The following is a 20,039-nucleotide window of genomic DNA, read 5'->3' as shown; positions in this document are numbered from 1 at the left end:
TTTTTGCTATTATACTATAAAATCAAATAAGGAAAGTCATGTTAGGTATAGATCTTGGTTCAAATACTTTAAGAGCAGTACAAATGGATGAAAAATTAAATAAATTAAAAGAATATGAATTTGTTATTGGGGCAGCGAAAAATCTAAATCAAAGTGGAGAAATTTCTAAAGAAGCCATACAAAGATTAAAAAATACTTTGAGTATTTTAGCTAAAGAGCAAGATTTAAGCAAAGCGAGAGCTGTAGCGACTGCAGCTTTTAGAAAGGCAAGCAATACAAATGAAATTTTTGCCCATTTAAAAAAAGAATTTGGGATTGATTTTAAGCTTATAGATGCCAAAAGTGAAGCTAAGATCAGTGTTTTAGGTATGCAATCAGGTTTAAGAAGGCTTAAAATTTGGGGAGAGTTTGCGTATTGTGATTTAGGAGGGGCTTCTTGTGAGCTTTCTTTTGGAAAAAGTTTTAAAAGTTTTGATTTTGGTATTATTAGTTTTTATGAAAAAAATTACCATTCTTATTATAAATCTTGTATTTCTTATAAAAAATTAATAAAAAAATATCCTAAATTTATCATAAATATTAAAGATAAAAAACTTAAAATTCATTTTTTAATTGCAAATCCCTATTTAAAGCATCTAGCTTTTAGGGCTTTTGATGAGGTGGCTATGATTAAAAAGGAACTTCGTTCTTTAGGGGCTAAAACGGTGGTTTTAAATTCCGGAGTTCCTACCACACTTAGCGCATTAAAACAAAATATAAGCTATGAAAAGTATGAAGCAACTAAAGTAAATGGTAAAAAACTTTACCATAAGGATTTTTTAAATTATGCTATTAAACTTTTTCATATGGAAGAAAAAAAAGCTATAAAAGAAGTAGGCACGATGAGAAAAAATTATTTGAGTGCAGGTTGTTTGCTGTTTTATGCTTTGTTTGATAAACATAAACTTCTAGTCATTGATGAGGGTTTAAGAGAGGGGGTTTGTTTAGCAAGTATGAAAAATATAAAATTTTAGTTTTTTTGAAATTCGAAAAAATGAAATTTTTCATCAAAATTAAAAAATAAAATTTTAGCTTGAGATAAAAAACTTTCGTAAGTTTTAATGTTTTTATTTTTTGCGTATTCTAATAAATCTTCAAAACCAAAATCCATGAAAGCAAGACTTTGTTTTTTAAAAGCTAAAGGTTTAAAATCATATTCTTTGATGAGTTTTTGAAGATGAGTAAAATTGACATTATAAGTTAGATCGCTTTTGCCGAAAAAATCTTTTAAAGATACTTCAAAAGGGCTAAAAACTTCGTGCTTTTGATAGATTCTTAAGTTAAAACTTTGTGGATTTAAAGTTCCATAGTCAAATCCCGCAAATATAAATCTCTCACAAGTTTGGTTTAAATCTTTAAAAAAATTTTCAAGCTCTAAACTGAGTTCACCTTTTTTAAGATTTAAAGCTTTGCATTTTGTGATTAAATTTTCATCCATATTTTTAAAAATAAGTTTAAAATTTTCTACAAATGCCATTTTATCATGATCTATAAGTTCGCAAGCAAAACTATCAAAAAGTTCATTGCAAAAGAAAAAAGCGTTCTTAAAATGGCATTCTTTAAGACTATTTTTGTGAGTAAATTCCACTCCTTCTAAAGTCTTTTTTTGTAAAGTTCTTAATTTTTCATGCGGTTCTATGACGAAAAAAGAAATTTGAGAAAAAATTTCAGGTCTTAATTCAAGCAAAGCGGATAAAAAATCACGACTTAAATATCCTTCATTAGCACCTATTTCTACAAGTTCTAAAGGGAGTTGTAAAATTTTTTTATCTATTAAATTTAAAAAATGCTTGGCTAAAAGTGTGCCAAAAAGATTTCCTACGCTTACAGCAGTAAAAAAATCTCCGTTTTTTCCTATACTTACAGCATTTTTATAATAGCTTTCATGGAGCCAAGCATGGAAAAAGTCACTAAATTTCATTGAAAAATAGCATTAAATTTGGATACAAAATCCAAAGGATCAACTTGTTTGCCTCCAGCTAAAATTCCAAAATGCAAATGCGGCCCACTTACCCTACCACTAGCCCCACTAAGTCCTATAAGTTCACCTTTTTTTATCTTTTGTCCTACTTTAACATCGATTTTAGAAAGATGATAATATTGTGAATAAATTCCAAAACCATGATCAATGACTACTGAATTTCCTGCGAAATAACGATCTTTTGCAATTTTTACTACACCTGAATTGGCTGCATAAATAGGCGTTCCTGTGGCGGCTCTAAAGTCCGTTCCACTATGATAACTTGCTACTTTTTCATTAAAAGTTCTTGCTTTGCCAAAATCACTTGTGATAAAAGAATTTAAAGGTATATTAAAAGCACCGTTAAATAAAGCTTTTGGAGTATAAGAACTATAAATCGCATTGGCTTCTTTTAATTCTTTAGCGATGCGTTCTTGTATGGTTTTTGGTGGAAAAATCTTTTTGTTTTCAACTTGCAATTTTTCACTTTTATAATTACCTTCTAAAGTTTTTATGAAAATTTCTTCTTTTTTATCTTTATAAAATGCGATAAGTTTTGTATTTTGCGGGGGATTTTTGTAAGGTAAGGAAAAAATAGCTAGAATTTTTTCTTGATTTTTAGGATGTGCAAAGGTGGGAATATTTTTATCATTATTTTTCAAAGATAAAAAATCTTTCTTATCTAGTTCCAAAAATAAAGCTTGACCTTTGATGAGTTCTAAATTTTGAGCTCCAAAAAGCCAAAGAGTAAAGCTTAAAAAAAGCCATAAGGCTTTCATAGGCTTAACTCTTTAAGATCGGCGATTTTTAAAAACTCCGCATAAATTTCATAAACCAAAGCTTGGCGATTATTTTTAAGTTTTTCATCTTCAGCATTAATCATCACTTGATTAAAAAACTCATCAATAAAAGGCTTAAGTGCAAAAAGATTTTCAAGTTTTTCTTGTAAAGAGTTGGCTTTAGTTTTTTCTTGAAAAGCTTTGTAAAGTTTACTTTCTGCTTCTTGAACAAAAAGACTTTCATCAACTTTATGAGGATTTTTAGTGGCGATATTGGCTAGTCTTTTAAAGGTTGCAAAATTTTCATTAAAATTATCTTTTTTGCTAAGTTTTATAAGAGCATTTACGCTTTGATTGATATGGATAAGATCTGTATTGTGTGAGCTTAAAACCGCTTTTACAAAAGAAGCATTGACTGTATAAAAAGTATAAAGTCTTTCAAAAATAAAATCTTTTAAAATTTGCATATCAAAGCTTTTATAATGATTTGAAAGTTTTTCTAATAAAATTTGGATATCAAATTCTTTATTTAAATTTAAAGCAATTTTAATGATCCCATTGGCAGCTCTTCTTAAGGCATAAGGATCCTTTGTTCCGCTTGGAATTTTTCCTATGCTAAAAAGTCCTATAAGGGTATCAAGCTTGTTTGCAAGGGCTACTATGCTTGAAAATTCTGTACTTGGAAGTGGAGCTTGTTCGGAATTAGGAAGATATTGTTCTTTGATGGCTAAGCAAATTTGATAATCTAAGCCCATTTTTTGCGCATAATAACTTCCCATAATGCCTTGCAAATCAGTAAATTCATAAACCATTTGTGTGGCTAAGTCTGCTTTGGCGTATTTTAGTGCTGTGCTGATATTTTCGATTTTATCATTATGGAGCATTTGACATAAAATTTCAGCAATTTTAATCTCTCTTAAACTTTTATCTTGCATTGTGCCTAAACCTTCAAGATAGGTCATTTTGGCAAGTTTTTCAGGTTTTAAGCCATTTTGTAAATCATTTTGATAAAAAAACATTGCATCGCTAAGTCTTGCACGCAAAACTCTTTCATTTCCATGTATGATTTTTGAATAATCCTTACATGCTGCATTACTTACTACTATAAAATGATTACTTAAGCCTTTATCGTTAAAAACTGCAAAATAACGTTGATTTTCTCTCATTGAAGTGATGATTACTTCGCTAGGAATTTCTAAAAATTCTTCTTCAAAACTTCCTAAAAGTGCATTAGGATATTCTGTGATAGCAACTACTTCAGCTAAAAGCTCTTCATCTTCTCCAATTTGTATATTTTTTTGACTTTCTATGAGTTTAAATTGCTCAAGTATTTTTTCCTTTCTTTTGATTGGATCAAGGATGATATAGTTTTTTTCTAGTAGTTCAAAATATTCTTTTGCATTGTTAAAATCTTGCAAATCATAACTTACGCTTCTGTGAATGAAAGTTTTTTTAGTACTTTTTACTCCATAGCTTTGAAAATTAACAAGCTCATCATTTAAAATGCAAGCTATAGAACGGATCGCACGGATGAATTCAAAAGAATTTGCACCCCAGCGCATACTTTTGCCAAAACTAAGACTTTTTAGAAATTTTTCTACCATTTCTCCTAAAATTTCTTGACTTTGCAAACCTTTAATAGCTTTTTGATGGTACAAAACTTCCTTGCCTTTGATTTCTTTAAAAGAGAGTTCATTTTCACTGATCCTTGCTTTTTGCAGGAAGCTTTGTCCCGCAGGAGTTAAAACTCCATCTTTATAAGCAACATTTTTAGGTGCTCCTATAAATTCAGCAAAGCTATCTTCTTGTTTGTCTGCAAAATTTTCATGAAAAAAAACTAAACGACGCGGAGTATAATAAAATTTAAAATCACTTACCAAGCGGTATTCTTCTAAAACATTGTTCCATTTTTTTTCTATATTAGCTAATTCTTTTAGCAAAGGAATAGCAGGTAATTCTTCTGTACCAATTTCTATTAATAATTCACTCATAATTTACTCTTTTTAAAATTTATTTCTAATTTTAACTAAAATTTCATTAAAAAACTTATAAATACTTTTGCAAAAAGCCTTTAAGTTCACTAGCGTTGCTAAATTCATTTTCTTTTAAATTTTTTTGATACCATTTGGCATGAAAATAAGGCAAATTGGCATTTTTAGCACATTCTTTATCTTTTTGACTATCCCCTATAAAAACGCTTGTTTTATATGGAGCTTCGCTTTTTAAAAGCTCTAGCATCATAGGATGAGGTTTGGGTTCTATGCCTAAACTTACGCCTAAAATTTTATCAAAATAAGGAATGATTTGATGTTTTTTAAGTATGCTTGAAAGTGAGCTTTGTGGGGCGTTAGTAGCAATAGCTAAAAAACAATTTTTGTTTTTTAAAAATTCTAAAAGTTCTTTCACTCCTTCAAAAAGTACCACGCTTTGTTTATAGTGTTTGACAAAATATTTTTCATAGCCTTCTTTAAAACTAGAATGATGGAAATTTTCTATATTATAAAGTTCTTTTGCCCAGTCAATATTGGGAGTATTGATGGTTTGCATAATGATTTCTCTTGAAAGTGGGGCTAGGTTTAAATCCTGTCTTATTTCATTGACTGTACAAGAAATGGCATTTGCACTATCGATTAAAGTTCCATCCATATCAAAAAATACATTAATCATTCATAATCCTTTAAATAATTTTTGTGTTTTTCTTTTTTCTCACCTTGTTTTTTTTGCTTATCTAAAGCATTGGCAAGATTTAAAAGTTCGCTTTTTTCTTTGGAAAAATCTAAACAAGCATTGACAAAAAATTCAAGATTTTTTGCGTAAGTTGAGTTAAGATTTACCACGGGATTTTTTTCAAAAAATTTAGCATTTTTTAACATTCTTTCTTCAAATTTAGTTTTATCAAAATCTTCTTTTTTAAGTGCAGATATAGCACCATTGAAAAATTTTTCAAGATTTCTTAGGTATTTTACGCGTAAGGCTTTTTCTTCATTTTTTGTCAAAATTCTTCCTTAGGTATTTTTGTGAATGCGGCATTCTAGCGCTTCTTGAACTAAATTTCTAGCGATTACTTTTTCAGAGCGAATGATGCGTATATTTTCATCTATGCTAGAAAAAAGCATCTTTTTTAAAGTTCCATTTACATGAATGATGGTGTCTATAGGTTTTGGATAATTAGCTAGCACTTGACATAAATTTCAAGTTTAGCTTCATTGTACTATATGTCGCATTCTTCTATATATAGTTCTCTGAGCAGCATGCAAAACGACATTTCACTCGACTAACTCAAGTTCTACTAATTAATCACTTCTAAACAAGATAAGTACTGTGTTTTGATTTTTGTACATTCTTGTCTAAGCGTCCATAGCCAAAAACAACAAGATGATTTTTAAGCTTGATATTGCTGTCAATATTTTGCACAGCGTTGGTATTAAGTGCTATATCTTCTACAACATTGGTAATTTTTCTTATATTGTTTAAAATAAAAGGCGTGATAATCATGGTTAAAATAGAAACAACAATTAAAATTTGTGAAGTTTTGGTATCAAGCATATTTTTTGCTTGTAAAAGAGAAAAAATTGCTAGGGCGAATTCGCCAATTTGAGCTATGGCAAAAGCTGTTTTAAGCGCTACTCTTTTTTTGGTGTAAAGAAATAAAAAGCCAAAAACTATGCCAAATTTTAAAGCCATTACAAGAAGGGTTAAAACTATGATTAAAAACCAATTTTGCGCCACTACATCAAGTTGAATTTGCATGCCTACAGTTATGAAAAAAAGCCCTAAAAGCAAATCTCTAAATGGGATTAAGTCTGCTTCTATTTTGTGTTTATATTTTGTTTCTGCTATCAAAGCACCTGCTATAAAAGCACCCAAAGAATAAGAAAATCCAAAATAATTTGCTAAAAAACTTGCTCCAATAACCATAAATAAAACAGTACTAATAAAAATTTCCTGAGAAGAAGTATGGATAATGAGTCTAAAAATTCTATCCACTAGATATTTACCTATGAAAAATAATAAAGTGATTAAAATAAGTGCTGAAATTAAAGTGGTAAAAAGGAGTTTTTCTATGTTTTGATTGTTGGATGAAAAAATATCTACAAGCAAAAGCAAAGGAATAACAGCTATATCTTGAAAAAGCAAAATTCCCAATGCTTTTCTGCCATATTGCTCATTTATATCGCCATTATCATTTAAAATTTTAAGTACCACTGCGGTTGAAGAAAGTGCTAGTGCAAAGCCTACTATGGTAGCACTTTTATCTCCAAGTCCTAAAATTCCTATAGCAAGTAGCATAAAAACAAAGCCACAAGTAAGCATCTGCAAAGAGCCGTTTAAAAAAACTTCTTGTTTCATTGCCATTAAATGCTTAAAAGAAAATTCAAGCCCTATGGTAAACATTAAAAACACTATACCAAATTCGGCTATATGGGTGATTTCGCCTTTGCCACTTAAATGATAAATTTCAGAAATGATTTCTCCAGCAGCTATATATCCAATGATAGTTGGAATTTCAAATTTTTTAAATATGACATTTAAAACTATAGCTATAGCAACGGTGATTAAAAAAATTTCTAAAAAATTATCCATTATTTTTTATTTTTTCTTATAAAAAATCAAATCAAAGCTATTTTTATGCTTGACAACGGCTTTACTAGCCGCTTCTTTATCTTGTTGTTTGCTTAATTCTAAGCGTAGTTCATCAATTAAATTTTCAAATTCGTGAAGTTGGTTTTTCAATTTTAAGATAACATCTACCCCAGCAAGATTGATTCCCATATCTCTTGTTAAACGCAATATAAGTTTAATACGGTCAATATCTCTTTGAGAATAAAGTCTTATTTTGCCATCGGTTCTACTTGGCTCTATCAATCCTTCTCTTTCGTATTGCCTTAAGGTTTGTGGATGTATGCTTAAAACTTTAGCTACAACACTGATTAAATATACAGGTTCATCATAATGGTGTTCCATATTTTATTCCTTTTTTTAAGGTAATTTTTCTTTTAAGAGTTTTATAAATTTTTCATCAAGAGTATCTAAATTTGGCAAAACAACATTTAAAATCAAATACATATCCCCATAAATATCACTTTTTCTATTTTGCACTCCATAACCTTTTAAACGAATTTTTTGATTATTTTTTGAATTAGGCGTTATGTTAATTGTCGCTTCTTCCTTGCCTTCTTTGAGTGTTTTTATATTTATTTTTCCACCAAAAAGTGCAGTTTTTAAAGAAATATCAACCTTTTGATATAAATCATCATCTTCTCTTGTGTAAATAGGACTTTCTTCTATTTTTACAATAATGATTAAATCGCCTCTAGCTCCATTTCTGCTTTGTTTTCCTTTAGAGCGAATTCTTAGTTTCTCGCCTTCTTTTATACCGTGTGGAATTTTAAATTTAATGGTTTCGCCTTGAAAATTAAAACTATGTTCCCCGCCTTTAACAGCTTTTTCGAAAGGAATATGAAGCTCTAGATTACTGTCTAAATTTTCTTCTTCAAAACCTCCAAATCCTCCAAAACCACTGCTAAAGCCTTTTGAAGAAAAGCCGTTAAAACCCCCTCTTGAGCGTCCACCAAAGCCTCCTCCAAAGAGATCTTTTAAAATATCGTCTAAATTTACCCCACCAGTATTTCTTGAAAAATCATGAAAACTTTGTCCACCAAACATAGAATCGCCGTATTGGTCATACTGAGCTCGTTTTTTTTCGTCACTTAAAATTTCATAAGCAGCATTAATTTCTTTAAATTTTTCTTCCGCGCCTTTTTCTTTGTTGATATCAGGATGATATTTTCTAGCTAGGCGACGGTAAGCTTTTTTTATTTCATCTGCACTAGCGTTTTTGCTAACTTCAAGAGTTTCGTATAAACTATTCATGTTATATTTCCTTAAAAATTTTTACTTGATTATATAAAGGATTAAATTATAACATAAACTTTAGCCTAAGTCAATCAAGTTTTATAAATTTTTATCACTCAAGGTTTTATTTACAATTTTGTAAATTTTCGGTTTTATACTATGAAGACAGTAAAATATTTTACGAGATGATTTATTTTTAAAGACAAAAGGAAATGAGATGAAAAAGATTTTTTTATCATTAAGTTTAGCAAGTGCTTTATTTGCTGCAAGTATTAATTTTAACGAATCAACTACAACGGCTAATCGTGTGAATCCTGCTGCTGGAAATGCAGTGCTTTCTTATCATGATTCTATTAAAGATGCAAAAAAATCAGTGGTTAATATTTCCACCTCAAAAACTATTACAAGATCGAATCGTCCAAGTCCTTTGGATGATTTTTTTAATGATCCTTATTTTAAACAATTTTTTGATTTTGATTTTCCTCAAAGAAAAGGAAAGAATGATAAAGAAGTGGTAAGTTCTTTGGGATCGGGAGTGATTATTTCAAAAGATGGTTATATAGTAACAAATAATCACGTTGTAGATGATGCTGATACGATTACAGTGAATTTGCCAGGAAGCGACACAGAATATAAAGCAAAACTTATAGGCAAAGATCCAAAAACAGATTTGGCTGTTATAAAAATAGAGGCTAATAATCTTTCAGCTATTACTTTTACAAATTCTGATGATTTAATGGAAGGAGATGTTGTTTTTGCACTTGGAAATCCTTTTGGAGTTGGTTTTAGTGTTACAAGTGGGATAATATCTGCTTTAAACAAAGACAATATAGGTTTAAATCAATATGAAAATTTTATACAAACAGATGCTTCTATCAATCCAGGAAATTCAGGCGGAGCTTTGGTAGATAGTCGTGGATATTTAGTAGGTATTAATTCAGCTATTCTTTCTCGTGGAGGTGGAAATAACGGTATAGGTTTTGCTATACCTTCAAATATGGTAAAGGATATAGCTAAAAAACTTATTGAAAAAGGCAAGATCGATAGAGGATTTTTAGGTGTGACTATTTCAGCTTTGCAAGGTGATACTAAAAAAGCTTACAAAAATCAAGAAGGAGCTTTAATCACTGATGTTCAAAAAGGTTCAAGTGCTGATGAAGCAGGGATTAAGCGTGGAGATTTAGTTACTAAAGTTAATGATAAGGTTATAAAAAGTCCTATTGATCTTAAAAATTATATAGGAACTTTAGAGATTGGTCAAAAAATTTCATTAAGTTACGAAAGAGATGGAGTAAATAAGCAAACAAGTTTTACTCTTAAAGGTGAAAAAGAAAATCCTAAAGGCGTACAAAGTGATTTGATTGATGGTTTGAGTTTGAGAAATTTAGATCCAAGACTTAAGGATCGTTTGCAAATTCCAAAAGATGTTAATGGTGTTTTGGTTGATAGTGTTAAAGAAAAGAGCAAAGGAAAAAATTCTGGTTTCCAAGAGGGTGATATTATCATAGGTGTTGGACAAAGTGAAATTAAAAATTTAAAAGATTTAGAACAAGCTTTAAAACAAGTTAATAAAAAAGAATTTACCAAAGTTTGGGTATATCGCAATGGTTTTGCGACTTTGCTTGTGCTTAAATAAAAATAACGGAAGGATTTTCCTTTTGTTATAAATTTTAGTTTAAAATTAAAATTAAGTTTAAAATAAAGGAAAACTATGACAAATATTCTTATGATAGAAGACGATTTAGAATTAGCAGAAATTACAGCTGAATATTTGGAAAAATTTGATATGAAAGTTGATATAGCTCATGAGCCTTATATAGGTCTTTCTAAGCTTGCATTAAAAGAATATCAGCTTATCATTTTAGACCTTTCTTTGCCAGGGCTTGATGGGCTTGAAGTGTGTGAAGAGATTCGTAAAAAGTATGATACACCTATTATTATTTCAAGTGCAAGACATGATATTACAGATAAGGTTAATGCTTTAGAGCTTGGAGCAGATGATTATCTACCAAAACCTTATAATCCAAAAGAATTACAAGCACGTATTAAAAGTCATTTAAGACGTATTTCAAATACAAAAAGCGCCATAGCAAAAAGTGTAAAAGATCTTGTTTATGATCAATATAAGCATATTATTACCATGAAAGGACAAGAGCTTACTTTAACTAATGCTGAATTTGATATTTTAAGCTATTTGATTAAAAAAGAGGGTGGAGTGGTAAGTCGTGAAGAGCTTGTTTATAATTGTTCTTCTATTAGTGAGGATTCTAGCAATAAAAGTATAGACGTTATTATTAGTAGAATTCGTCAAAAGATGGGAGATGATCCAAAAACTCCAAAATATATTCACTCTATACGTGGAATAGGTTATAAGCTTACTCAATGAATAAATCTTCGATTTTTTATACTATAACTTTTATTTTTATTTTTGCTGGGGTTAGTGTTATACTAGGCTTTTTGTGGCTTATAGAATACGATCAGCAAAATTATACTAGAGAATTAAATACAAAATATTCTTTGATAGCTAATGCAAGGCTCTTAAATTTTGCAGGAGTTATCAGCGAAAAAGAATTTGAAGAGCAGACAAAAAATTATAATAAAATGGATGAGATAACAGAAGCAAAGCAGATCCGTAAAATTCTTTTTAGAGGTGATGTTTTAGCTAGGGTTGAGGTTAATAATGGCTTAATCGAGATTATTTCTTATAATAGACAGGTGTATTTAAATATTATTTATGATGGAAAGGTTTATCTTTATAAGGATCAAGATTATCAAACCTATAGGTATTTTATTATCAAAGCTATAGCTGTAGCCGTGATTTGTATTCTTGTATTGCTTTATATTTATATATTTAAGAAATTAAAACCCCTTAAAAGGCTTAAAAAACAAATTGATAAATTTGCCCAAGGAAAGCTTAATGATATAGAAGATGTAAGCACTGGGATGGATGAAATTTCACAAGTAAGTGAAGCTTTTTATCAAGCCATTGTTCAAATTCGAAAGCTAAACCAATCTCGTCAGTTTTTTTTAAGAAATATTATGCATGAACTCAAAACTCCTATTACTAAGGGGCTCTTAACTTTAGAAATGATAGAAGATAATAAATATAAAGAGCGTTTAAATGGGGTTTTTACTAGACTTGAAATTTTAATTAATGAATTTGCTGCTATTGAGCAAATTACTTCAGGGGCTGCTTTTATAAATAGAAAAAAATACAATATTTTAGATGTTTTAGATGAAGCCAAAGAAATTGCAATGCGAGATGATAGCAATATACGTATTTTTATGGAAGAAAGTTTTTTTGTAAATGTGGATTTTAAACTTTTTACTACGGCGATTAAAAATATGATAGATAATGGTATTAAACATTCTGAAGATGGGTTTGTGCAAATTGATATTATAGATGATTATATTTGTTTTAAAAATCGTGGTCCTGAGCTTAACAATACTTTAGAATACTATACTCAAGCTTTTACTCAAGGATCAAAACAAAAATCAAGTTTTGGATTAGGGCTTTATATTGTAAATACTATTTTAGAAACACATGGAATGAAGCTTGATTATTTATATGAAGATGGGGTAAATTTGTTTTATTTTAGAAATTTAAAAAGTGTTATTGTTAAGGAATAAATTAATTTTTTACATAAAAAATGCATTTTTGTGAAAAAACCCTTGACAAAGTTTTTTAATTTCACTATAATCACATTTTACTTTTAAATATTCCGGATTAGCTCAGCGGTAGAGTAGTCGGCTGTTAACCGATTGGTCGTAGGTTCGAATCCTACATCCGGAGCCACTTTTTTAACTCCATTTTTAATATTCATAAATGTATTTTAATATAAAAAATTAATAAGTCTTTATCACAAAAAAATTGTGATAAAGTTTTTTATTTTGTTTGTTTAAGATTTTTGACAATTTTATCTATTTTTTTACTTGCCTTTTGATAATCCCCATCTTTAAGTTCTTCTAGGGCATTAACAGCAAAAGAAAAATCTTCAACTTCATTAAGATAAGCCTCTATGGCTTCTTTTGCTATGGTTGATTTTGGTTTAGAAAGATTTTTACTTAAATTATCCAAACGCTCCTTAAGCTCTAAAGGCATTCTAAAAGAATAAGTTTTTACATTGCGTTTCATTTTATCCTCCTTAAGAATATTTTTTGTAAAATTTTATAGCTTGTTTACAAGTTTTACAAGTAAATTTATGACCTTGTAATTCTATTTTTTGATGAATGCTATAAGGAACATCGTGAATTTTACCAGGACAATTACAGGTATAAAGATAAAATTGTGGATGCTCATTATCTTCATCTTCTGCTGCTTCAAAGCTAACATCGCCACCATCATCTGTAGACAAAGAAGAACTTCTCCATTTTTCAACTTTCATGTCTTCATATAGTATGTGTTCTAAAAGCCACTTTTTAGCCACTATATAAAGTTTTTCTTTAAGATCATTGGTTGATTTGATATCTTTGATTAAATTAATCATGGTTTGGATGATTTCTTTATGTATTTTTCGATGTTCTTCTAAATTTGGATAGCCTATTAGCTGCATGTATTTTTCTTCATCATTAAAGTGATCTTTCATATAATTAAAAAATTCAGCCAAAAGTTCTTTGACTTCATTTTTACTTACAGATCTATCTGATACAACTTCAACTTTTGCAGCAAGTTTAAAAAGCTTTTTATGCTGCTCATCAATTTTAGCATTGTGCACACTATAGCTGTTATCCCATTTTGGAAGCATTTTAACTCCTTAAGGAAAAATTTATTTGTATGAAAGGATTATAGATAAAAATAAATTAAATAAAAATGAAATTTTATTAAATAATTGATAAGAATTTTGATACAATGATATATATTTAAGAGATTTGAAGTTAGAAAGATTTAAATTATGGCTGCTAAAATTTTACTTTTAGAAGATGATTTGAGCTTGAGTGAGATCATTGAAGAGTTTTTAAACGATGAGGGATATGAAGTATTTTTATGCGATAATGCGCAAGAAGCTTTAGATATGGCTTATGAAAGATATTTTGATCTTTGGATTTTAGATGTAAAAGTTCCTTTAGGAGATGGATTTTCATTACTTAAAGAATTAAGAAAAAGCGGAAAGCAAACTCCAGCAATTTTCATGACTTCTTTAAACACAACAAACGATTTAAAACAAGGCTTTGACGCAGGTTGTGATGATTATATAAAAAAACCTTTTGAACTTGCCGAGTTATCTATCAGGGTTAAAGCTTTGCTTAAAAGAGCTTTTTCACATAAAAATGAAGATTTTGAAGATTTAGGAGATGGATTTAGATTTGAATTTACTACACAAATTCTTTACCATAATAATAAAACCTTGACTTTACCGAGTAAAGAAATTAAGCTTTTGTCTTTATTACTTAAAAATAAAAACAACTTTTTAAGTACAGAGAGAATTTTTGAAGAACTCTGGGATTATGATGAGGAGCCTAGTGAGCTAAGTTTAAGGGCTTATGTGAAAAATTTACGTAAAATTTTAGGAAAAGAAAAAATTATAAATCAAAGAGGCAGGGGATATTGCTATGGCTAAAAAAGTCATTAGGCAAATTTTATTAATCTACCTAACAACTACAGGTATTTTTTTAACTATTTTTTTTGCATTATGGTATCAAAAATTATATGAAGAATTAGTTGTTTTAAAGGGTGCCACTTTGAGAGAAAATCATAGAAACATTGTTATAAGCATCTTAAATTCTCGTTTTACCCCTATAGATATAAGTGCAAAAAATATTGCTCAAAGCACAGCACTAAAATTTGCTATATTTGATGCTAAAAAGATTCTTTTTAGTAATATAGATTTTAATTTAAGAAAAGCAAAGATAGAGCTTAAAGGTAGAGGTATTTGTGATAATAAGGTTTTTTTCCTTGCTCCTATGAGTGCAGATCATTATTTTTTAAGACATACTAGCAATGAAGAAGTAAATACTAACGATGGTTTGCAAATTTTAATACAGGGTGAAGATGTTGGCAAAGATCTTTTTTGGATTAGAACGAAAGTTTTTGGTTTTGCTATTATGGCTTTTTGCATATTGGGTTTAATATCTTATATTTTAGTAAAAATTGCTCTAAAGCCTTTAGAGGATAAAATCAGCACACTAAATCGTTTCATTAAAGATTCAACTCATGAACTCAATACCCCATTAAGTGTTATTTTGATGAGTATAGAACAACTTGAGCATCAAAATTTAGGAGATAATGCTAAATTTACAAGGATTAAGCTTGCTGCAAAAAGTTTGTCTCAAGTGTATTCTGATCTTGTTTTTTATAATTTCCCTAATACCCTAGAAACAGAAAAACAAAAATTTGATTTAAGAATACTACTTGAAGAAAGATTGGAATATTTTAAAGTATTTTTTGAGCAAAAAAAAATTACACTAAAGCTTGATTTAAATCAAGCAAATATTTTTGCTCCTAAAAGTCAAATTTCTAAATTGATTGATAATCTTATAAGCAATGCTATTAAATACAATAAAAAAGGTGGAGTAATTTCTATAATTTTAAAAGCCAATTTTTTAAGTATTGCGGATACAGGTTGTGGAATTTCAAAGTCAAATTTAAATCATATTTTTGATAGATATACAAGATTTAATACCGATCAAGGAGGATTTGGTATAGGGCTTTCTTTGGTAAAAAAAGTTTGTGATGATAATGATATTAAGATTATTTGCAAATCTGTAGAAAATCAAGGGAGTGTTTTTAAATTAAATTGGTAATCAGCAAGGAAAATCCTTGCTGATAAGAGGTTAGAGCAGATATTACATCATTCCTCCCATGCCACCCATTCCTCCCATACCGCTCATATCTGGCATAGCAGGTTTATCTTCTTTAATTTCACTAATTGTTGCTTCTGTGGTTAAAAGCATACTAGCTACAGAAACTGCATTAAGTAAAGCTACTCTTTCTACTTTAACAGGATCGATAATTCCACTTTCAAGCATATTAACATATTCACCTTTTGCAGCATCAAATCCTGTGTTTTCATCTTTAGCATTTTCTACGCTATTTACAACCACACCTGCATCAAATCCTGCATTTTCAGCAATTTGTCTTAAAGGTGCTCTTAAAGCTCTTTCAACGATAGCTGCGCCGATTGCTTCATCACCTTGTAGATCAAGTTTGATTTTAGCTTTTGCTTTGATAAGCGCTGCACCACCACCAATTACTATACCTTCTTCAACTGCTGCTTTAGTAGCACTTAAAGCATCATCAACGCGATCTTTTTTCTCTTTCATTTCAGTTTCAGTTGCTGCACCTACTTTAATAACTGCAACACCGCCGCTTAATTTTGCAAGTCTTTCTTGTAATTTTTCTCTGTCATAATCTGAAGTTGTTTCAGCAATTTGTGCTTTGATTTGATTTACTCTTGCATCGATATTTGCTTTTTCACCTGCACCATTTACTATGGTTGTATTGTCTTTATCGATGATTACGCTAGAAGCTTGTCCAAGATCTTGTATGGTCGCACTTTCAAGAGTTCTTCCAAGTTCTTCAGAAATCACTTCTCCGCCTGTTAAAATCGCTATATCTTCAAGCATAGCTTTTCTTCTATCGCCAAAACCTGGAGCTTTTACTGCTGAAATATTAAGAACACCGCGAAGTTTATTTACAACCAAAGTTGCAAGTGCTTCACCTTCAATATCTTCAGCGATAATTAAAAGTGGTTTGCCTGTTTTTTGAATTTGTTCTAAAACCGGTAATAAATCTTTTAAATTTGCAATTTTTTTATCAAAAAGCAAGATATAAGGGCTTGAAAGCTCTACAGTCATTTTTTCTGCATTAGTGATAAAATAAGGACTTAGATAACCTCTGTCAAATTGCATACCTTCAACTACATTTAATTCATCATTGATTGATTTTGCCTCTTCAACAGTGATAACACCATCTTTGCCCACTTTTTCCATAGCATCAGCGATTAAATTTCCGATTTTTTCATCAGAATTGGCTGAAATTGTAGCAACTTGTGCGATTTCTTTTTTGTCTTTTACTTCGCGAGAAAGTTTTTTAAGTTCGCCTACTATAGCTTCGCAAGCTTTATCCATACCGCGTTTTACCTCGATAGGATTTGCACCTGCTGTGATATTTCTTAAACCTTCTTTGAAAATTGCATGAGCTAAAACCGTTGCAGTAGTTGTTCCATCGCCTGCTTGATCAGCTGTTTTACTCGCTACTTCTCTTACAAGTGAAGCGCCCATATTTTCAAGACTATCTTTAAGCTCTACTTCTTTAGCAACACTTACGCCATCTTTAGTAATGCTTGGAGCACCAAAGCTTTTTTGGATTAAAACATTGCGTCCTCTTGGCCCCATAGTTACTTTTACCGCGTCATTAAGTTTTTTAACGCCCTCATAAAGTTTATTTCTTGCTTCATCTGAAAAAATAATTTCTTTTGCCATTTTTTATCCTTTTTTATAAATTATTTTAAAATTCCTAAGATATCATCTAAATTTAAAACTAAATATTCATTATTATCAAGTTTAATTTCTGTTCCACCGTATTTAGCAAACACGATTTTATCACCATTTGCAATATCAGTGATTTCTTTACTTACTGCTACTACTTCACCCATTAAAGGCTTTTCTTTAGCATTATCTGGTATAATTATGCCTGAGGCTGTTGTTTTAGTTTCTTCTACGCGTTTAACTAGAACACGCTTTCCTAAAGGTTGAAAATTCATTTTTGTCCATCCTTAAAAATATTGATTTTAGCACTCTTTTATTTAGAGTGATAATATCATACTATAAAAAATGAATTTTGTCAATACTTTAAATTAAAATATTTATAAAAGTTTAGTTTTATAGACTAAAGTTATTTTATAAAATAAACTAAAGGATAAAAATGAAAAAGATTTTTTATGGAGTTATAGCTTTTGTTGTTGTGCTTTTGATTGCTATTTATACCATACTTTTCACAAGTTTTGGTAATAATATAGTGGCAAATATAGCGCAAAAAAAGATCAAAGAAAGTGCGGGATTAGATGTAAATATCACGCATTTTAATTTACGTTTTTCAAGTCTTGAATTGCAAGCAAATATCGCAAATATGGCAGATTTTAATCTTAAGGGAGCTTTGAGTCCTTTTAAGCTTGGATTTGATCTTGACTATCTTATTTCTTTAAATCAAAATTATGCTAAAAATTTAGGTTTAAATTTAAATCAAAACCTTTCTTTTGGCGGTAAGATTCAAGGTAAAGCAAGTGATTTTACTTTAGATGGAAAGGGTTATTTACTAGGTTCAAATGTACTTTTAAATGCAAGAATGTATAATTACAGCCCTATTGCTTTAAATTTAGATGCGCAAAATCTTAAGATAGAAGAAATACTTCATCTTTTATCTTACTCTAGTTACGCTAAAGGTTTTTTAAATGCTCAAGCAAAAATTTCAGCACAGAATTTAAAACCTGATGGAAATATTATCATAAAACTTGATACAAGTTATATAAATTATGAGGCGATAAAAAAAGATTTTTCTTTAGACTTGCCTTTAAATTCTAATCCTAAAGCGGAAATTTTGGCCAATGTTAAAGAAGATAAGATTTATGCTGTAAGTAAAATTTACAATGATTATCTTAACTTACAAACCCAAAAAACTCTTTATGATATTAGCAAGAATGCTTTAAGTACTGATTTTAATTTAAGTATTCCTTCTCTTGTAAAGCTTGAAAAACTTACAAAAACTAGATTAAATGGTAGTTTGGGTGTGGTAGGTCAAGTAAGCGTTGTAAATAATATCCTATCAAGTTTAAATGCTCAAGTTATTGGACTTGGTGGAGAAATAAAGGCAAGTTTGAAAAATAATAAAATTTTTGCAGATATTAATGAAGCAAGTTTGGAAAAATTATTAGCTCTTGCAGGATATGGAGCTTTGGTTTCTGGAAATTTAAATGCTAAACTTCTAAATGCGGATTTGGATTTTTCTAATTTTGATCTTGAAGCAAAAATAAACAATGCAAAGATTAACACCAATGAGCTTAAAAAAATAGCTAAAATAGAGCTTTCAAATACAATTTTTAGTTTTGATGCTAAAGCAAATGCAAAAAATAGCAATATTGCTTACAATGCTTTGCTTGCTTCAAATTTGCTTAATATCAAAAAACTTCAAGGAACTTATAATTTAAAAAATAGTGAGTTAAATACAGATTTAAATGCTTTTATTGATGACTTGTCCCAGTTTAGTGTTATAGCAGGACAAAAATTACAAGGTAAGGCAGATCTTACTGCAAAAGCTCATATTATAGGCACTCAAATACAAAATTTAAATGCAAATGCAAATTTGGCAGATGGTGTAATCAAGGCTGATTCAAATGGTAAAAAACTTGATTTAAACATTGATAAACTTGATTTATCTAAGCTTTTTGTTATAGCAGGTATGCCAAATTATGCCAGTGGGATTATTAATGCAAAAGTTAATTTAGATAATATCGATTTTAGCAATCTTAATGGTAAAGCAAATTTAGAAGCTAAGGGTATTTTAAATGCCGCAACTTTAAGTAAAATTTTAAATAAAAATTTTCCAAACAATACAAGTTATGATTTAAATACCAAAATTAATTTTAAAAACAATATCGCTCAATTTGATTCTGTTTTAAATTCATCTTTAGCTGATCTTACAAAACTACAAGGAAGTTTTGATATAAGCAAAATGCTTTTAAATTCGGATTTTAATCTAAAGATAAATGATTTTTCAAAACTAGGTTTTTTGTTGGATAGAAAACTTAAAGGTAAGGCAGAATTTAATGGAAAGGTAGGTTTTGATAAGAATTTAAATTTTGTTGTAAATAGTCCGAATTTATTTGAAGGAAAGCTTCAAAGCACACTTAAAGATAACCTTTTGCTTGCTGATTTAAATGGAGTGGATTTAAGTAGTCTGGCTCAAGGTTTAGATTTTATGGATGTTTATCAAGGTAAGGCAGATGTGAAGGCAAATTATAATCTTTTAAGCGAAGAAGGCGAGGTTAATTTGGATATGAAAGAGGGTAAATTAAAACCAAATCTTATTACCAATGCTTTAAAAATTTTAACACTAAAAGATATTACCAATGATGTTTATCGCACTGCTAATGCTAAAGCTTTGATTAAAAAAGAAAATATCAAGCTTGATCTTAATATGCAAGCAGATCGTTCTTATATTTTAGTACAATCAGGAGCTTTAAATTCTAAAAGCGGGGCTTTAAATTTGCCTTTTGATATTAAACTCGATAGAGCTAATTTTAAAGGAAGTATTACAGGAACTACGGAAAATCCTAAAGTAAATTTAAATGCAGGAAGCGTGTTAAATTCTATTAAAAATGTAGTAGGCGGCGGTGTGAGTGACGGTGCTAAAAGTACAGGTGATAAAGTAGATAAAGCGGTGAATAAATTATTAAATAAGATTTTTTAAG

18 protein-coding genes, 1 tRNA gene and 1 pseudogene are annotated in these 20,039 nt (G+C 29.5%); 8 read left to right on the top strand and 12 right to left on the bottom strand.

Annotation, left to right across the window (positions count from 1 at the left end):
* Nucleotides 1-38: 38 nt before the first annotated feature.
* Complete coding sequence (locus tag AT682_RS06530) at nucleotides 39-1,013, top strand: Ppx/GppA phosphatase family protein (RefSeq protein WP_002882192.1); 975 nt, start codon at nucleotides 39-41, stop codon at nucleotides 1,011-1,013.
* Here the strand turns inward: AT682_RS06530 and AT682_RS06525 are convergent.
* The 8 genes and pseudogenes from AT682_RS06525 to cbpA all read right to left on the bottom strand — a co-directional run bounded on the left by AT682_RS06525 (nucleotide 1,010) and on the right by cbpA (nucleotide 8,652).
* A complete protein-coding gene (locus tag AT682_RS06525) occupies nucleotides 1,010-1,960 on the bottom strand; it encodes an SAM-dependent methyltransferase (RefSeq protein WP_002882193.1) in 951 nt (316 codons plus the stop codon). The two genes, AT682_RS06530 and AT682_RS06525, sit on opposite strands and share 4 nt — an antisense overlap.
* Entirely contained in the window at nucleotides 1,957-2,778 is an 822-nt protein-coding gene (gene pgp3, locus AT682_RS06520; protein WP_002882194.1) for a peptidoglycan metallopeptidase Pgp3, read from the bottom strand. The genes AT682_RS06525 and pgp3 overlap by 4 nt, the downstream gene beginning before the upstream one ends.
* Complete coding sequence (gene glyS, locus AT682_RS06515) at nucleotides 2,775-4,769, bottom strand: glycine--tRNA ligase subunit beta (protein ID WP_002882195.1); 1,995 nt, start codon at nucleotides 4,767-4,769, stop codon at nucleotides 2,775-2,777. Before glyS ends, pgp3 begins: the two co-directional genes overlap by 4 nt.
* Nucleotides 4,770-4,824: 55 nt before the next feature.
* Complete coding sequence (locus tag AT682_RS06510; RefSeq protein ID WP_002882196.1) at nucleotides 4,825-5,445, bottom strand: HAD family hydrolase; 621 nt, start codon at nucleotides 5,443-5,445, stop codon at nucleotides 4,825-4,827.
* Nucleotides 5,442-5,774, bottom strand: coding sequence for a hypothetical protein (locus AT682_RS06505; RefSeq protein ID WP_002865360.1), 333 nt, complete (start codon nucleotides 5,772-5,774; stop codon nucleotides 5,442-5,444). The genes AT682_RS06510 and AT682_RS06505 overlap by 4 nt, the downstream gene beginning before the upstream one ends.
* A gap of 9 nt (nucleotides 5,775-5,783) precedes the next feature.
* A pseudogene (kefB, locus tag AT682_RS06500) lies at nucleotides 5,784-7,362 on the bottom strand (cation:proton antiporter domain-containing protein).
* A 6-nt stretch (nucleotides 7,363-7,368) separates the two neighbouring features.
* Complete coding sequence (gene hspR, locus AT682_RS06495; RefSeq protein ID WP_002853935.1) at nucleotides 7,369-7,743, bottom strand: heat shock protein transcriptional repressor HspR; 375 nt, start codon at nucleotides 7,741-7,743, stop codon at nucleotides 7,369-7,371.
* Between the two features lie 15 nt (nucleotides 7,744-7,758).
* The gene (gene cbpA, locus AT682_RS06490) at nucleotides 7,759-8,652 is read right to left on the bottom strand and encodes a DnaJ family protein (protein ID WP_002882197.1); all 894 of its coding nucleotides are present in this window, start codon (nucleotides 8,650-8,652) and stop codon (nucleotides 7,759-7,761) included.
* A 199-nt stretch (nucleotides 8,653-8,851) separates the two neighbouring features.
* Between cbpA and htrA the strand changes: the two genes are divergently transcribed.
* From htrA to AT682_RS06470, 4 genes are all read left to right on the top strand, one after another.
* Entirely contained in the window at nucleotides 8,852-10,270 is a 1,419-nt protein-coding gene (gene htrA / locus AT682_RS06485; RefSeq protein ID WP_002882198.1) for a serine protease HtrA, read from the top strand.
* A gap of 75 nt (nucleotides 10,271-10,345) precedes the next feature.
* Entirely contained in the window at nucleotides 10,346-11,020 is a 675-nt protein-coding gene (locus AT682_RS06480) for a response regulator transcription factor (RefSeq protein ID WP_002777451.1), read from the top strand.
* Nucleotides 11,017-12,264 carry an ArsS family sensor histidine kinase gene (locus AT682_RS06475; RefSeq protein ID WP_002882199.1) on the top strand — a complete coding sequence of 416 codons (1,248 nt, stop codon included), beginning with the start codon at nucleotides 11,017-11,019 and terminating at the stop codon, nucleotides 12,262-12,264. Before AT682_RS06480 ends, AT682_RS06475 begins: the two co-directional genes overlap by 4 nt.
* A gap of 91 nt (nucleotides 12,265-12,355) precedes the next feature.
* Nucleotides 12,356-12,430 (top strand) — tRNA-Asn (locus AT682_RS06470).
* Nucleotides 12,431-12,520: 90 nt separating this feature from the next.
* On the opposite strand, the gene AT682_RS06465 is transcribed toward AT682_RS06470, so the two are convergent.
* Both AT682_RS06465 and AT682_RS06460 read right to left on the bottom strand, forming a co-directional pair.
* Nucleotides 12,521-12,769: a ribbon-helix-helix domain-containing protein gene (locus tag AT682_RS06465; protein ID WP_002859295.1), complete on the bottom strand. Its 249-nt coding sequence runs from the start codon at nucleotides 12,767-12,769 to the stop codon at nucleotides 12,521-12,523.
* Nucleotides 12,770-12,779: 10 nt separating this feature from the next.
* Nucleotides 12,780-13,379, bottom strand: a complete 600-nt coding sequence (locus AT682_RS06460; RefSeq protein WP_002859294.1) for a bacteriohemerythrin — start codon at nucleotides 13,377-13,379, stop codon at nucleotides 12,780-12,782.
* A gap of 147 nt (nucleotides 13,380-13,526) precedes the next feature.
* Between AT682_RS06460 and dccR the strand changes: the two genes are divergently transcribed.
* Both dccR and dccS read left to right on the top strand, forming a co-directional pair.
* Entirely contained in the window at nucleotides 13,527-14,192 is a 666-nt protein-coding gene (gene dccR, locus AT682_RS06455; protein ID WP_002882200.1) for a two-component system response regulator DccR, read from the top strand.
* Nucleotides 14,185-15,375, top strand: coding sequence for a two-component system sensor histidine kinase DccS (dccS, locus tag AT682_RS06450; RefSeq protein ID WP_002882201.1), 1,191 nt, complete (start codon nucleotides 14,185-14,187; stop codon nucleotides 15,373-15,375). Before dccR ends, dccS begins: the two co-directional genes overlap by 8 nt.
* A gap of 42 nt (nucleotides 15,376-15,417) precedes the next feature.
* Here the strand turns inward: dccS and groL are convergent, their stop codons facing one another.
* Together groL and groES are read right to left on the bottom strand one after the other, a co-directional pair.
* A complete protein-coding gene (gene groL / locus AT682_RS06445) occupies nucleotides 15,418-17,055 on the bottom strand; it encodes a chaperonin GroEL (protein WP_002853460.1) in 1,638 nt (545 codons plus the stop codon).
* Between the two features lie 20 nt (nucleotides 17,056-17,075).
* Nucleotides 17,076-17,336 carry a co-chaperone GroES gene (gene groES / locus AT682_RS06440; protein ID WP_002825273.1) on the bottom strand — a complete coding sequence of 87 codons (261 nt, stop codon included), beginning with the start codon at nucleotides 17,334-17,336 and terminating at the stop codon, nucleotides 17,076-17,078.
* Between the two features lie 161 nt (nucleotides 17,337-17,497).
* Between groES and AT682_RS06435 the strand changes: the two genes are divergently transcribed.
* Nucleotides 17,498-20,038 (top strand): translocation/assembly module TamB domain-containing protein, encoded by a 2,541-nt coding sequence (locus AT682_RS06435; RefSeq protein WP_002882203.1) that lies wholly within the window; start codon nucleotides 17,498-17,500, stop codon nucleotides 20,036-20,038.
* Nucleotide 20,039 lies beyond the last annotated feature (1 nt).

Origin of the sequence: Campylobacter jejuni (assembly GCF_001457695.1) — a bacterium.
GTDB classification, from domain to species: Bacteria; Campylobacterota; Campylobacteria; order Campylobacterales; family Campylobacteraceae; genus Campylobacter_D; species Campylobacter_D jejuni.
This window is presented reverse-complemented; position numbering and strand designations above follow the sequence as displayed.